Genomic DNA, 14,326 nt, shown 5'->3' with positions numbered 1-14,326 from the left:
CCCTTGCGTCTCAGCCCGAAGTCTCCGGTCCAAAGTCCCTAGCCCAAGGTCCCCCGTGAACGCCGCACTGCTCTATCCCTTCATCCTCGTCGCGGGCGTCCTACAGGCGCTGGGCAATTCGATGAACGCGCAGCTGCGCGGCCGGCTCGTGAACCCCTGGCTCGCCGCCTCGGTCTCGTTCCTGCCCATCGTGTTCGTGTTCGCCACGCTGTTCCTCGTCATGCCGACACCGCTCCCCACCCTGGAGACCCTCGGCAAGATGCCCTGGTACGCGCCGCTGGGCGGTGTGGCCGGCGCGGTGGCGGTGTTCGGCGGGCTCGCCTTCATCGACAAGGTCGGGGCCGGGCCCTTCAACGGCCTGACCCTGACGGCCAACATCCTGGCCTCGCTCGCCATGGATTCCTTCGGCCTGTTCGGGCTCCGGGGCGGCGGCTTCAAGCTGATGCCCTGGCTCGGCGGTCTGCTGATGGCGGTCGGCGTGTTCTTCATCGCCCGCACCACCGCCGACACGGGCGGGGACAAGGACGGCGGGCATGGGCTCAACCCGAAGCTGCTCTACCCCTTCATCGTGGTCGCGGGCATCCTGCAGGCCGTCGGCGTCGTCTGGAATTCGCAGCTGCGCGGCGCCCTGGTGAACCCTTGGCTCGCCGCCACCGTCTCCTTCCTGCCCGTCGTGTTCGTGTTCGTGCTGGTCTTCCTCGTGCGCCCGACCCCGCTGCCCACCCGGCAGGACGTGTCCGGCGTGCGCTGGTGGATGCCGCTCGCCGGCATCACCGGGGCGGTGGCAGTGTTCGGCGGCCTGCTCTTCGTCGACAAGGTGGGGGCGGGTGCCTTCAACGGCCTCCTCATCACCGCCAACCTCCTGACCTCGGTGGCCCTCGACCATTTCGGCTGGGTCGGCATGAAGCAGGTCAAGGCCGGGCCCGCCCGGCTCGGCGGTGCGGCCCTGATGGTCGCCGGCATCGTGCTGATCTCGGTGTTTTGAGCGGCCCCTGCGTATTCGAAAACGCGAAGCTTGAGGACAAGCGGTTGCAGCCGCCGGGAAACGTTGGCCTTTTCGGCGCCCGGCGTGCTAAACCTCCGACGATCCCGCCCGGAGCCGATCCGCGTCAAGGGTGTGTGGACAGCCTCTCGTGCCGCCCGATTGCCGTCTCCCGGCCGAGTCCGGCGCGCGTCACGACCTGATCGGTCACCGAAATCCGGCGCCCGGACCGCCCACGCGGCCGCGCCGACGGGCATTTGCGACGCCGCGCCGAGCGCGTGCGGGAGGGTTCAAGGACAGGAATGCGATGAGCGACGAGACCGACGCCCGGACCCGATCCGAGGAGCGCGCCGAGCGGGCCGAGCGGATGGCCAAGGAAGGCGCCCAGGCCATGGCCGAGCATCTCGCCTCGGTGAAGGCCGTGGACGAGCGGACGGTGAAGCTGCGGGCCCTGCGCTTGGCCAAGGAGGCCGCCGACGCCGAGGCGAAGGCCGCCGCCCCGCCGCCCGCGCCCAAGCGCAAGCGGTCCTGAGACGGCCCGGCGGAGTAGAAGCCATGGCATTCGACCGCTCCCGTCGACCGAGCGACCCGCGACAGGCCGCCGAGGCGGCCTTCAAGGCCGCCACCACCAAACCCGTCGAGACCGCCAAGCCCATCGGAACGGCCAAGACGATCTCGGCCACGCCGGCCGCCCCGGCCTCGGTCGTGCCCGGCGCCCGCGAGATGGTCAGCCTGCGCCTCGACCGCGCCGTGCTCGAGCATTTCCAGAAGGACGGTCCGGGCTGGCAGGATCGCATCAACGCGGCGCTCAAGGCCGCCGCCGGGCTCTAGGCCGGGGCCGCACGGCGCAACGCCGCCGCGAGGCCTGGTCGTGGGGGCATCGGCTCTGCCGCACCGGTCGACGGTTCGGATTCGGAAGCCTAGCCGAAGCCGCCCCGCTTCAGCCGCATCACGGTGCGGTCGAGGGCGCCGAGGAAGGCCGAACGGTCGCGGGCCGAGAACGGCTTCGGCCCGCCGGTGATCGCGCCGGCCTCGCGCAGGTCCTGCATCAGGTTGCGCGTGGCCAGCGCCATGCCGATGCCGCTCTCGCTGAAGGGCTTGCCGGTGGGGGCGAGCACGTCGGCGCCCGCCTTCACGCAGCGGCTGGCCAGGGGCACATCGGCGGTGACGACGATGGCACCGGGCCGGGCTCGCTCGGCGATCCAGTCATCGGCGGCGTCGAACCCGTCGCTGACCACCACCCGTTCGATCCACGGCTCCCGCGGCAGCGCCAGGAAACTGTTGGCGACGACACAGACGTGCAGCCCGTATCGGCCGGCGACCCGGTAGGTCTCGTCCTTCACCGGGCAGGCATCCGCGTCGATGTAGACGACGATGGACCGGGTCGGCTCGGTCCCGCTCACTGCGCGGCGACCGCGTGCGGCGGTACGCCGGACTCCACCGTCTCCGTCCCGACGCGCTCCAGGGTCGAGACGCTGAGGGGCTGGCCGCGCCCCCGCAGGGCGTGGGCGCCGAGGGCTCGGGCGCGGATGCCCGCGGGCAGGCGCGCGATCCGGGCCAGCAGGTCGTCCGAGACGAGGATCTCGGTGCCGAGGGGCCGGCACAGGGATTCGATGCGCGCGGTGACGTTCACCGCATCGCCGAAATACGCGATCTTGTGCCGGTCGACTCCGACTTCCGCCGTGACGATCGAGCCGCCGTGCAGGGCCGCGCGCAGGCGCGGCACGGTGCCGAACCGCGCCATCCAGGCCTCGGATTCCGCGTCCAGGCGGTCCATCACGTCGAACACGCAGGCGACGCAGCGCGCATCCTTCAGGCCGCGGGCCATCGGCCAGGTGATCATCGCCATGTCGCCGATATAGTCGTCGATGGAGCCGGCGTTGCGCCGGACGGGCTCGGCGAGGGCTGCGAAGACCGCGCCGAGATAGGCCTGGGCCTTCAGGTCGCCGTGGGTTTCGGCGAAGGCGGTCGATCCGACGACGTCGAGGAACAGGAAGATCCGTTCCTCCCGCACGGGCTGGTGGTAGCGCCCCACGAGGAAGTTCACGAACACCTCGCCGCCGATGAGATCGCGCATGCGGATGACGAAGACGAGCATCGCCGAGACCGCGAGGCAGTAGGCCAGCACCCGCGGGGTGATCCGCACGGCGTGGCTGAGGTCGTCGTCGGTGAGTCCCAGAGCCCAGACCAGCAACCCGCCCAGCGCGATCCCGGCGGCGATCATCAGCACGTAGGCGAGCTCGGCCGCCGGCACGTAGAGCTTCGCCGGCATCCGGCGCATCCGCGCCTGCAGGCCGCCCAGGATCATGCCCCGGTCGAAGGCGAGCGTCGTGCCGCCCACGGCCAGGCCGTAGGTCAGGCCGGCGAGGGGCGTCGCGCCGCCGGCGAACAGCACGTTGTAGAGGAGGCCCGCGCCGCCGCAGGCGAAGAGGATGAGGAGCCAGAACCAGCGGTGCTGCGGCAGCATCAGCGGCGTCCCTCGTGCGGTGCCCCGGCGGGGGCCGGCCGCGGCGATCCGGCCAGGATGGGGGAGGGTGCAGCGCTGCGCAACGGATGGACCCCTTCGGGGATGGGTCCGGAGGCGGCGGCGCCCCTTGGCGCGCCGAGCTTCGAACCCCGTCCTGATCATCGCCCCATGATGGCGCGAGTAAGGCCAAGGTGACGCAGGCCCGCGGATCGGGGACCGGTGTGGCCGCCATGCGTTGCCAGAGGAGATCACCATTCTGGGAGCGCGAGGCGGATGCGGAGTAGAACCTTCGGGACGGCGGGGCCGGCGGTGCCCGTCATCGGACAGGGCACGTGGCACCTCGACCAGGCGGACCGCGCCGCCGCGGTCGCGACTCTGCGGGCGGGCCTCGACGCCGGCCTGACGCATATCGACACCGCCGAGATGTACGGCGAGGCCGAGCCCCTGGTGGGCGAGGCCATCGCGGGCCGGCGCGCGGAGGTGTTCCTGGTGTCGAAGGTGGTGCCCGGCAATGCCAGCCGGGCGGGGGTGGTCGCCGCCTGCGAGCGCTCGCTGAAGCGCCTCGGCACCGACCATCTCGACGCCTACCTGCTGCACTGGCCGGGCCGTTACCCGCTGGAGGACACCATCGCGGGCTTCTCCGCCCTCAAGCAGGCGGGCAAGATCCGGTCCTGGGGGGTGAGCAACTTCGACGTCGCCGATCTCGACGAGGCCCTGGCGATCGCGGGGCCGGGCCAGATCGCCTGCAATCAGGTGCTCTACCATCTGAAGGAGCGCGCCATCGAGCACGCGGTGCTGCCCTGGTGCCGACGCAACGGCGTCGCCCTGGTCGGCTATTCGCCCTTCGGGAGCGGTGACTTCCCCGAGGCCGGAAGCGCCGGAGGCCGGGTGCTCGCCCGCCTGGCGGAGGCGCACGGCACCACGGCGCGGGCCATCGCCGTCGCGTTCCTGACACGGGAGGAGGGCACCTTCACCATTCCGAAGACGGCGCGGCCCGAGCGGGCCCGGGCGAACGCGGCGGCGGGGTCGATCGGCCTGACGCCGGAGGATCGCGCCGCCCTCGAGGCGGCCTTCCCGCGCGGTCCGCGCCCGCGCAGCCTGCCGATGCTGTAGCGGCCGGGGCGAAGTTGTGGCCAATGGCCGGGGACGATCCGGCGCGGACGGTCCGCGCCGGGCCCCTTTGAGGAATGCGTGCGATGGTGCGATGGCTGGATCCGGTCGTCCTCGGCCTGTGCTGCCTCGCCGGCACCCCTGCGCTGTCCGAGGACGTCAAGACCGACAATAGCCGGCCCGACACGCGCAATCCCGACCAGCCCAACGGCGAGACCCTGACGATCGACGAGAAGGGCATCACCCTGCGCTTCCCCGATGTCGCCAAGCTGCGCATCGGCGGCAAGCTGCAGCTCGATTACGGGGCGGCGGCCATCCGGCAGCCCGGCTTTCCCGAGCCCTTCCCGGAGAATTTCGCGGTGCGCCGAGCCTGGATCGAGAGCTATCTCACCCTCGGCAAGAGCCTGGAGCTCGCCCTCCAGTACGATTTCGCCGACCCGATGCGGCCGATCAACGACGCGGCCGCCGCCTATACGGGCTTCGCGAACACCCTCCTGACGGTAGGCAACATGAAGGAGCCCTTCAGCCTCGACCAGCTGACCGGCGACAACAACACCCTGTTCACCGAGCGCTCGCTCGCCGACGGCTTCGCGCCGGCCCGCAATTTCGGTTTCGCGCTCGGCCGCCACGGAGAGGACTGGACGGTGGTCGCCAGCGTCTTCGGCGGCAACGCCAATACCGGGGTCGGCAGCGAGGGCGTCGCCGCCACGGGGCGCGCCACCTACGCGCCGATCCACGAGGACGACCGGGTGCTGCATCTCGGCCTCGCCGGAAGCTTTCGCGATCTGCCCCGCGACGGGCAGGGGCTGTCGCTGTCGAGCCGGTCGGAGGCGTTCCTGTACCAGCGCGACTTCGTCGACACCGGCGCCATCCGCGACGCGGCGGGCGTCCGCCGCATCGGCCTCGAGGCGGCCTATCGCGACGGCCCGTTCCTGGTCCAGGCCGAGTACATCCGCACGGAGGTGGAGCGCTTCGGGGGCGCCCGCACGGTCGGCTTCCAGGGCGGCTATGTCCAGGCCAGCCTCATCCTCAACGGCAAGGGCCGCGCCTACAAGCTCGCCCCCGATTACGGTGCCACCTACGCGATCTTCTCCGGCGTGCAGGTGGCGGAGGCCGACCGTGTCTCGCGGGGCGGGATCGGCGTCTTCGAACTCGGCACCCGCTTCAGCGCCATCGACCTCGACGATGCCGGCATTCGCGGCGGCATCGAGCGCGACGTCACGGTCGGACTGAACTGGTACCCCGACCGCAACATCCGCGTGGTCGCCGACTACGTCCGCTCGCATACCAGCCCGTCGGCGGTGCAGGGCGGCCGCACCATCGACGCGGACAGCTTCATCGGGCGGTTTCAGCTCTACTGGTAGGCGGTTCGGGATGGCCTAAGCCCGTTGGGCAGGCTTGCGGCCGGCCCCAGGGGCGATGCTACGATGCGTCGGCAGGCCGGGCCGCGCCCGGCGATCCGGGTCGGCATGACGATCCATGGAACGCACGGAAGTCCTGATCGTCGGCGCCGGGCCCACGGGCCTGGTCCTCGCCCTGTGGCTGACACGGCTCGGCATCCGCGTCCGGATCATCGACCGGACAGCGGGGCCCGGCACCGCCTCCCGGGCGCTCGGAATCCAGGCGCGCACCCTCGAACTCTACCGCCTCCTCGGCCTCGCCGAGGCGGTCGCCGCCGCGGGGCACCGGGTGCCGGCCGTCAACGTCTGGACCGCCGGCACCCGGCGCGCCCGCGTGGCCTTCGCGGCCGACCCGCGGAACCCGACGCCCTATCCTTTCCTGCTGATCTACCCACAGGACGCGCACGAGCGGCTCCTGATCGATCGTCTCGCCGCGGCCGGGATCCGGGTTGAGCGAGGCACCGAACTCATCGGGTTCACGCAGGACAGGGCGCGCGTCGTCGCCACCCTGCGCACGGCCGAGGGAGCGCCGGCCCAGGTGGCGGCCGCCTATCTGGCCGGGTGCGACGGCGCCCGCTCGACGGTGCGCGAGACCCTGGGCATCGGGTTCCCGGGCGGCACCTACGATCGCTTCTTCTACGTCGCCGATCTCGCCGCGGACGGCCCGGCCATCGACGGCGAGATCCATCTCAACCTCGACGGGGCCGCCGATTTCCTCGCCGTGTTTCCCCTGGCGGAGCGCGGGCGGGCGCGCCTCGTCGGAACGATGCGCGACGATCAGGCCGGTCGCGGCGAGCGCCTGACCTTCGACGAGATCGCCGTCACGGCGCTGGAGCGGCTGCGGATCGCGCCGCGGACCGTGAATTGGTTCTCGACCTACCGGGTGCATCACCGGGTCGCCGACCGCTTTCGCGACGGGCGCGCCTTCCTGCTCGGGGATGCGGGACACATTCACAGCCCGGCCGGCGGGCAGGGCATGAACACCGGCATCGGCGACGCGATGAATCTCGGCTGGAAGCTCGCCGCCTGTCTCCGGGGGCGGGCCGACGACGCTTTGCTCGACACCTACGAGACCGAGCGGATCGGCTTTGCCCGCCGGCTCGTCGCGACGACGGACCGGGTGTTTACCTTAGCGACGTCGGAGACCCCGCTGGCGCAGCTCGGGCGGACCACCCTCGCGCCCCTGCTGGCACGGCTCGTCGCCGGTTCCCCGGCCCTCCGGCGCTACCTGTTTCGAACGATCGCGCAGATCGCCCTGGCCTACCGGCACAGCGCGCTCAGCGCCGGCCGGGCGGGCCGGGTCCATGGCGGGGACCGGCTGCCTTGGGTGCCGGGCGCGGACGTGGACGACCCGGAATGGCGGGTGCAGGTCCACGGGGCGGCGGCGCCGGACCTGGCGCGCTGGTGCGGTCAGCAGGGTCTGCGCCTGCACGTCTGCGCCTGGAGCCCCGAGGCCGAGCGCGTCGGCCTTGCCCGGGACGCCCTCTACCTCGTGCGGCCCGACGGCTACGTGGCCCTCGCCGATGGGCAAGCCTCCGTCTCGACGCTGGCCGCCTTCCAGGCGCAGCACGGGCTGACCTGGGGAGCGGACGACTGACATTGGTCCGGCTGGACCGGAGCCAGGACCGTATCCGCCGGCTCGCGCTGCGCCTGGGCGAAGCGCGGACCCGTCACCCCGCAGCAACGATTGGAGGGGATCCGGAGCCGGCGCTACTCGCCGACCCCGAACAGCTTCTCGAGGAAGTTGCGGTCGTCCTGGCTCGGGCCGCGGCTCGCATCCGCGTGGCGGGCGGCCGGGCGCGGCGGGGCGGCGGCCTGCGGCTCGCCCAGGAGGGCGCCGATCAGGCCGCCCGGGGTGCTGTTGGTGACGGCGGGCTCGGACGACGGGCCGCGGTTGCGCCAGCGATTGGCGCCGGGGAGCATCACCGGGCTCTGGCCCTTCAGCGCCACGGTCATGTAGGCCTTCCAGATCTCGCCCGGCAGGTTGCCGCCCGAGACCTTCTTCGTCGGCTCSCCGTCGTCGTTGCCGAGCCAGACGCCGGTCACCAGGGTGGCCGAGTAGCCGATGAACCAGGCATCGCGGAAGTCCTGGCTGGTGCCGGTCTTGCCGGCGAGATCCCAGCCCGGAACCTCCGCCTTCCTGGCGGTGCCGCTCACGAAGGTTTCGTGCATCATGGCGTTCATCATCGAGACCGCGTTGGCGTCGATGACGCGGCCGAGGCCGCCGTCCTTGCGCCGGTAGAGCACCTTGCCGTCGGCACTCTTCACGCTGGCGATGACGTAGGGGATCACCCCCGTGCCGCCATTGGCGAAGGCGGCGTAGGCGCCCACCATCTCCAGGGGCGTCACCTCCGAGGTGCCGAGCGCGATCGAGCCGTTGGCCTGCAGTGGGGAGGAGATGCCGAGGCGCTGGGCCGTCTGCACCACGGTCTTGGGCCCGACCTCCTGGCCGAGGCGGACCGCCACGGTGTTGAGGGAGAGCGCGAGGGCGTCGCGCAGGGTCACCGCGCCCCGGTAATCGCGGGAATAGTTCTCCGGGCTCCAGCCCCTGATGCTGATCGGGGCGTCCTCCCGCACGGAATCGGGGGTCAGGCCGTGCTCGACCGCCGCGAGGTAGACGAAGGGCTTGAACGACGAGCCGGGCTGGCGCTTGGCCGTGGTGGCGCGGTTGAACTGGCTCTGGGCATAGTCGCGCCCGCCCACCAGGGCGCGGATCGCCCCGTCCGGCTTCATCGAGACGAGGGCGCCCTGTGCGACGTTGTAGCGGCCGCCCTTCTGGTTCAGCTCGTCCACCAGCGCCTTCTCGCCGGCGGCCTGAAGGCCGGTCTCGACGGTGGTGGCGATGACGATGTCGCTCTCGAACTTCGGCACGAAGTCGTCGAGGACATCCATGACGAGGTCGGCGACGTAGTTGGCCGAGCCGCCGCCGCGTACGCCGGCGGGCCGGGCCGGGGTCGCGAGCGCCAGCTTGACGTCGGCGGGCTTTGCGAAGCCCAGCTCCTCCATGGCGGCGAGCACCTGGGCGGCACGGGCCTGGGCGGCGGGCAGGTTGCGGTTCGGCGCCAGGCGCGACGGCGCCTGCACGAGGCCGCCGAGCATGGCCGCCTCCGCCAGCGTCACGGCCTTGGCGGGCTTGCCGAAATAGCGCTGGGCCGCGGCCTCCACGCCGTAGGCGCCGGCGCCGAAATAGACGCGGTTGAGGTAGAGCTCGAGGATCTCGTCCTTGCTGTACTTGTGCTCCAGCCAGAGGGCCAGGATCGCCTCCTGGATCTTTCGCGATGCGGAGCGTTCCGGGGTGAGGAACAGGTTCTTGGCGAGCTGCTGCGTCAGGGTCGAGCCGCCCTGCGACACGCCGCGGCGGGTCACGTTCTGGGCGACCGCGCGGGCGATGCCGACGGGATCGACGCCGAAATGGCTGTAGAAGCGCCGGTCCTCGATGGCCACGAAGGCACGCGGCAGGTAGGGCGGCAGTTCCTTGATGCCGACCACCCGGCCGCCGGTCTCGCCGCGATTGGCCAGGAGCGAGCCGTCGCTCGCCAGGATGGCGATGTTGGGCGGGCGCTTGGGGACCGCGAGCTGGTCGATCGGCGGCAGCTGCGACGCGTGGTAGGCCACGAGCCCCGCGATGCCGATCACGCCCCAGAGGCCGAGGACGAGGACGCCGTAGACGAGCCGGCCGAGGATCGAGCGGCGGGCCCGGCGCGGCGCCTTGCGCAGCGCCCGTGATGGGGCGGGGGCACGGCTCTTCGCGCCGCGGCCGCCCCGTGAACCTGACTCGCCTCGTGCCACGCCGCCTCCCGCGCGATCGGCGCGCGAGAGCCGCAGATCGAGATCGGCCGGGTCCCCGACACGGCCCTCGGGCACGTCGAAGTTCGGCTCCCCCCTGCCCGCGCCTCCACGTCCCTTCGCCATGCGTCCCGTCTGCCCCAAGGTTCGTTCGCGATTCGAGCGACCCTGCTTGCGCACGGTAATTGCGGCGGGTTTAAGGGGTGTTAACCGGCTGATTTTTCAAAGCGTTGAAAAACAAGGGGAAATTCGACGGCCCGCGCGGTTCGTACACCGGATGTTCAGGGGGCGACCGGGGCGGCGGGAGCGACCGCGCGGGCGCCCGCTCGACCCCCGCAACCCGGTGGGCCTGCTCACGCCTTCTTGCGCAGGGGCCGGACCGAGACGGAGCCGTGATCGCTGAATCCGGTGGCGGCGCCGAAGGCCTGCAGATCCGCCTGGTCGTGGCGGGCCAGCAACTGGATCTCGCCGCATCCGGCCGAGCGCGCCGCCTGCGAGGCCGCCTTGAGGAGAAGGCGGCCGATACCGCGCCGTCGGGCCTCGGGATCGACCAGCAGGGTGGTGATCTGCGCCGTGGGCAGGCTGGCCGTGAGGGAGGGATACCAGTGCAGGACGACGAGGCCGCTCGGCGGACCCCAGTCGACCGCGACGAGGGCCGCGCCCGAGCCGTGCCGCAGGGCCTCGATCCGCTCGGCCAGGGTCTCGCTCGCGGCGGGGTGGCCGGAGCCGCGCAGGAGTTCGGCGAGGCCCGCCGCGTCGCTGCCGTTCGCCGCCCGGATCTCCAGCCCGTAACGGCTCGCCACGCATCGCTCCGGTCGGCTCCCCCGGCCGGAGCCGGCGGAGCGAGGGTCTTGCGGGTGGTTCTAGTCCCGGCGCATCAGGCCGAACAGGGCGAAGCCCGCCAGGGCCGCGAGACCGAGGGCGAGACCGCGATTGTCCTGGAACCGGCTCGCCGCGGCCTGTCCTGCGGCCCGCAGGTCGTTGCCCAGGGGCGAGCCGCTGAGGATGCGCTCGGCCCGGGCATGGTTCTCCGGCCGGGTCGCGATCGACACTTCGAAGGCGTCGTCGTCCACGCGGTCGATCTCGATGCTGTTGCGGGCGAAGCCGGCGCGCGACAGACGATCCCGTGCCACGCGGGCGGCCCTGAGAGACGGAACGGTCACGGTCGCCAACACGCTGTCAGACATCAAGTTTTCTCCCTGTTCGGCAGACCCAACCACGGCCGCGGGAATACGGTTCCGTGATCGCGGGTTCTGAGCGTGACGGGCGGCCCGGCCTTAAGCTTCCCGCAACCACCCTGGACCTAAGCCCGGGCCTCGCCCGGCGGGTTCCCACCCGCGCGGGCCATGACGAGGAGCCTGCCGGACTTGCGCGATCCGTTCGTTCCTGCCGCCCTTGCCGACCGCCTCCGGGAGAAGCGCCGAAGGCCGCGGTCCCGCGACGCCCTGGCCTACGAGCCGGCCAAGCCGGTCTTCGCCGAACTCCTCGATGCGCGCGGGCATGGCACCGGCCAGTTCGTGCGGCTGTCGCAGGGCATGGTGGAGGCGATCACGCGAGGCGCCCGCGCGGACACCTGATCGATCGGGGTCAGCGGTCGCAGCCGATGCAGATGTCGCGCACCACGCGCTCGCGCCCGTGTCCCGTGCGCTGGTTCGGCAGGTGTCCGTCGAAGGCCTGCTCCGCCGCGCGGGTCGGCGGCGGAACCGGCTTCGGCGGCTCGGGCGCGGCCGGTTTCGGCGCGGGGGCGGTCAGGGCCATGTACTGCGCCGCGGCGGGCGCCGGAGCGAGGCCGGGCACCAGACCGGCGAGGGCGAGACCCAGGGATGCCCACCGAGGGCGGGCGCGACCGAGCGGGGCGGTCGCGGGACGTGGCGTGGCCATCGAAGCCTCCGATCGTGGGCTCTCGGTGCGAATCGCCGCCGACCGCCATGCGGCGATCCGGCGTCCGGCCTGACGGGAACGAGGGCAGTCAGGGATCGTTCCCCGTCCCTTTGGCCGGCCCCCGGGGCCGGATGGGACCGCATCCATGCTGCACCTCCTCGTGGCCGATGGGAACGACCGGTCCGGACGGGCCGATCACGTCTCAGCCACCGGCGTCACCTCGGCGGAAGCCTATGCGGAGGTCCTGCGCCAGATCTCACCCGGGGTCGACTGCACCCTGATCACCCCGGCCGACGCCGATGCGGCTTTGTCCCCCGGGACGCGGCTCGCCGGCTTCGACGCCCTCTTCCTCACGGGATCGACGCTCCACGTCTGCGACGCGTCCGACGCCGTGCGGCGCCAGATCGACCTCGTGCGCGAAGCCCTCGGCGCCGGGCTTCCGGTCTTCGGCTCGTGCTGGGGCGTCCAGGTCGCCGCGGTGGTGGCCGGCGGCCATGCGGCCCGCGCCCCGAAGGGTCCGGAATACGGATTCTCGCGCGATCTCGTGCGCACCGAGGCCGGGCGGGCGCACCCGCTCCTCGCCGGGCGGGGCGAGCGCTTCGATGCCCCCGCCATGCATCTCGACGCCGTCATCACGCCGCCGGCCCACGCCACGGTGCTGGCGGGCAACGCGGTCCTGTCGGTCCAGGCGATCGAGATCCGGCACGGGGCCGGCGTGTTCTGGGGCACGCAGTACCACCCAGAACTCGATCTCGACGCCCTGGCCGCGATGCTGCGCCTCAGCGCCGAGGACGTGGTGGAGGCGGGCGCGCTGCCCGACCGCGCGGCGGTGGAGGCCTATGCGGCGGACCTCTGCCGCATCCATGCTGACCCGGAGGGACACCGGGACCGGATCGCCCGCCACCGGCTCGGCCCCGACCTGCTGGAGCCGGCCCGCCGGCGGGCGGAGATCGGGAACTTCCTCGACCGTCTCGTCCGGCCGCGGGTCGAGGCCGCGGCCTGAGGGCTCAGACCGCGCGCAGGGCGGGAGCGCCCGGCCGCGGGCGGGCGCCGACGATGTGGAAGGCCCGCGGTCGCACGAACAGGAACGACAGGCGCGTGTGACGGATCATCCGATCGAAGCCCAGCGGAACCAGGATCGCCACCACCGTGACGACGAGGCTCGCCCAACCGATGTCGGTGATCGCCCCCGACCGCACGATCAGCGTGCGGGTGAGGGCCATCGGCAGGAAGAACGCGAGGTAGATCACGATCGAGCGCTGGCCGCAGGCCCGCAGCGCCGCCGTCACCGGCCCGCCGGCCCGTGACATCAGGGCCCCGATGGCGACGATCGCGAGGGCGCCGGCGCCGCTCAGGACGAGGGCGAGGCCCGGGAGGTTCGCCAGGACCGGCACGGCTGGGAAGCCCGTGGGGACGAAGACCATCGCGGCGTTGACCACGGCCCAGAGCGCCAGGCCGAGCAGCGCGGCGCGGGCGTGGCGTTGCACGAGATCGGCGAAGGTGAAGATGCGCGCGGCGAAGAGGTAGCCGACCAGGAACCAGACGTAGCGGTCGCAGAACTCGTCGATCAGTTCGAAACCGGTATGGATCGGCAGGACCTGCAGCAGTGCCGCCCCGCCGAGGAGCCAGGCCGTCGGCACCGGCCGCAGCGCCTTGGTCAGCACCGAGAACACCGCCAGCAGGTAGATGAACCACAGGGTCGAGTAGGGTTCGACCACCGCCAGGGCGAGGTGGGCGACGAAGGCGCCCGGCCCGGCTCCGTCGGTGATCGGGCCGTACTTGAAGGTTGACTGGATCAGCACCCAGAGGACGTAGAAGTAGACGAAGTGCACGAGGCGCCGGTCGAGGAACAGGCGCCAGTCGCGGTCGATGACCCGGCCGAGGAACAGGCCCGACAGCAGGAAGAAGTCCGGGATGCGGAACGGGCGCGCGAAGGCCACCACGGTGTGCAGGAAGCCCTCGCCTTCCATCGCGATCCCGGTGCCGAGCGTCGCATGCATCATGACCACGAGGATGATGCACAGGCCCTTGGCGACATCCACCCAGGCGAGCCGGGCGGCATCCCGCGGGGATCCCGCTGCGCGCTGCCCCGTTCCGTCCATCGTTCCTTCCGCCGTGCCTTGCCCCACCGCGACCGCCGCCATGATCCGCTCCTGCCCACAGGACCGCGATCCTTCGGCGCCAGGTCTTAAGGATGGCGATACGGCGAGGACCGCCCGCGGATCATGCCGAACGGAGGGTAAAGGCCGGGCCGTCACCGGCTCCGGTTTGGGCCACGCCTTGCCCGCGTGCGGCCACCTCTCGCCGCCCTCAATGCGGGTCGCGCTTGGCGCCCCGGCGGTCGCGGGTCATGCGGGTCGCGGCGTGAAAGTCGTCCGGCTTGGTGCGGACCCAGGCCAGGAACTCCGCCATCTCGGGCGCCGCCCGCAGGGCATCGACGTCGGCGAGGCGCCGGGCGATCTCGGCCTCGCTGAAGCGGGCGTGGATCGCCGAATGGCAGATCTGGTGCAGGCGCACGGTGCCGGCCCGCGCCCCGCCCTTCAGCTTCGGGGTCAGGTGGTGCAGGCTCGATTTGGCATGGGGCGGGATCGGCCGCTCGCAGAGCGGGCAGATCACCGGAGGCTTGGCCTGCGGACCGTGCGTCGCCGGGTCGTCGTCGCGCCAGAGTCGGGCTCGTCGTCCCAAGGGTGTCTCCCGTCG

At 72.1% G+C, this 14,326-nt stretch carries 16 protein-coding genes; 8 read left to right on the top strand and 8 right to left on the bottom strand.

Features of this window, described 5'->3' with window-relative positions:
• The first annotated feature begins 55 nt into the window (after positions 1-55).
• The 3 genes from ASG63_RS03925 (at position 56) to ASG63_RS03915 (ending at position 1,813) form a co-directional block, all read left to right on the top strand.
• Positions 56-985 (top strand): DMT family transporter, encoded by a 930-nt coding sequence (locus ASG63_RS03925; protein WP_056212277.1) that lies wholly within the window; start codon positions 56-58, stop codon positions 983-985.
• 304 nt (positions 986-1,289) lie between these two features.
• Complete coding sequence (locus tag ASG63_RS03920; RefSeq protein ID WP_055956977.1) at positions 1,290-1,514, top strand: hypothetical protein; 225 nt, start codon at positions 1,290-1,292, stop codon at positions 1,512-1,514.
• Between the two features lie 23 nt (positions 1,515-1,537).
• Positions 1,538-1,813, top strand: coding sequence for a BrnA antitoxin family protein (locus ASG63_RS03915; protein WP_056212274.1), 276 nt, complete (start codon positions 1,538-1,540; stop codon positions 1,811-1,813).
• A gap of 89 nt (positions 1,814-1,902) precedes the next feature.
• On the opposite strand, the gene ASG63_RS03910 is transcribed toward ASG63_RS03915, so the two are convergent.
• A complete protein-coding gene (locus ASG63_RS03910) occupies positions 1,903-2,385 on the bottom strand; it encodes a YaiI/YqxD family protein (protein WP_056212272.1) in 483 nt (160 codons plus the stop codon).
• On the bottom strand, positions 2,382-3,449 hold the full coding sequence (locus tag ASG63_RS03905; RefSeq protein WP_056212270.1) for an adenylate/guanylate cyclase domain-containing protein: 1,068 nt from the start codon (positions 3,447-3,449) through the stop codon (positions 2,382-2,384). The genes ASG63_RS03910 and ASG63_RS03905 overlap by 4 nt, the downstream gene beginning before the upstream one ends.
• Before the next feature lie 273 nt (positions 3,450-3,722).
• Between ASG63_RS03905 and ASG63_RS03900 the strand changes: the two genes are divergently transcribed.
• The 3 genes from ASG63_RS03900 to ASG63_RS03890 all read left to right on the top strand — a co-directional run bounded on the left by ASG63_RS03900 (position 3,723) and on the right by ASG63_RS03890 (position 7,556).
• Positions 3,723-4,562: an aldo/keto reductase gene (locus ASG63_RS03900; protein WP_056212268.1), complete on the top strand. Its 840-nt coding sequence runs from the start codon at positions 3,723-3,725 to the stop codon at positions 4,560-4,562.
• Positions 4,563-4,645: 83 nt separating this feature from the next.
• On the top strand, positions 4,646-5,923 hold the full coding sequence (locus ASG63_RS03895; RefSeq protein ID WP_082559165.1) for an OprO/OprP family phosphate-selective porin: 1,278 nt from the start codon (positions 4,646-4,648) through the stop codon (positions 5,921-5,923).
• A 115-nt stretch (positions 5,924-6,038) separates the two neighbouring features.
• On the top strand, positions 6,039-7,556 hold the full coding sequence (locus ASG63_RS03890) for an FAD-dependent monooxygenase (RefSeq protein WP_056212265.1): 1,518 nt from the start codon (positions 6,039-6,041) through the stop codon (positions 7,554-7,556).
• 113 nt (positions 7,557-7,669) lie between these two features.
• On the opposite strand, the gene ASG63_RS03885 is transcribed toward ASG63_RS03890, so the two are convergent.
• The 3 genes from ASG63_RS03885 to ASG63_RS03875 form a co-directional block, all read right to left on the bottom strand.
• Entirely contained in the window at positions 7,670-9,871 is a 2,202-nt protein-coding gene (locus ASG63_RS03885; RefSeq protein ID WP_056212264.1) for a transglycosylase domain-containing protein, read from the bottom strand.
• 227 nt (positions 9,872-10,098) lie between these two features.
• Positions 10,099-10,548 carry a GNAT family N-acetyltransferase gene (locus ASG63_RS03880; protein ID WP_056212262.1) on the bottom strand — a complete coding sequence of 150 codons (450 nt, stop codon included), beginning with the start codon at positions 10,546-10,548 and terminating at the stop codon, positions 10,099-10,101.
• A gap of 60 nt (positions 10,549-10,608) precedes the next feature.
• Positions 10,609-10,932 (bottom strand): hypothetical protein, encoded by a 324-nt coding sequence (locus tag ASG63_RS03875; RefSeq protein ID WP_056212260.1) that lies wholly within the window; start codon positions 10,930-10,932, stop codon positions 10,609-10,611.
• A gap of 180 nt (positions 10,933-11,112) precedes the next feature.
• On the opposite strand from ASG63_RS03875, the gene ASG63_RS03870 reads away from it, so the two are divergent.
• Positions 11,113-11,322, top strand: coding sequence for a hypothetical protein (locus ASG63_RS03870; RefSeq protein WP_056212257.1), 210 nt, complete (start codon positions 11,113-11,115; stop codon positions 11,320-11,322).
• Positions 11,323-11,332: 10 nt separating this feature from the next.
• Here ASG63_RS03870 and ASG63_RS03865 read toward each other — a convergent pair whose 3' ends face one another.
• Positions 11,333-11,626, bottom strand: a complete 294-nt coding sequence (locus ASG63_RS03865; RefSeq protein WP_056212256.1) for a hypothetical protein — start codon at positions 11,624-11,626, stop codon at positions 11,333-11,335.
• Positions 11,627-11,771: 145 nt separating this feature from the next.
• Between ASG63_RS03865 and ASG63_RS03860 the strand changes: the two genes are divergently transcribed.
• The gene (locus ASG63_RS03860) at positions 11,772-12,629 is read left to right on the top strand and encodes a glutamine amidotransferase-related protein (RefSeq protein WP_056212254.1); all 858 of its coding nucleotides are present in this window, start codon (positions 11,772-11,774) and stop codon (positions 12,627-12,629) included.
• A gap of 4 nt (positions 12,630-12,633) precedes the next feature.
• On the opposite strand, the gene ASG63_RS03855 is transcribed toward ASG63_RS03860, so the two are convergent.
• Both ASG63_RS03855 and ASG63_RS03850 read right to left on the bottom strand, forming a co-directional pair.
• Complete coding sequence (locus ASG63_RS03855) at positions 12,634-13,728, bottom strand: acyltransferase family protein (protein ID WP_056212360.1); 1,095 nt, start codon at positions 13,726-13,728, stop codon at positions 12,634-12,636.
• 208 nt (positions 13,729-13,936) lie between these two features.
• Positions 13,937-14,311 (bottom strand): hypothetical protein, encoded by a 375-nt coding sequence (locus ASG63_RS03850; RefSeq protein ID WP_056212251.1) that lies wholly within the window; start codon positions 14,309-14,311, stop codon positions 13,937-13,939.
• Positions 14,312-14,326 lie beyond the last annotated feature (15 nt).

Source organism: Methylobacterium sp. Leaf94, from assembly GCF_001426045.1.
In the GTDB taxonomy this organism is placed as follows: domain Bacteria; phylum Pseudomonadota; class Alphaproteobacteria; order Rhizobiales; family Beijerinckiaceae; genus Methylobacterium.
The sequence above is the reverse complement of the archived record's forward strand: the minus strand, read 5'-3'. Positions and strand labels throughout refer to the sequence as shown.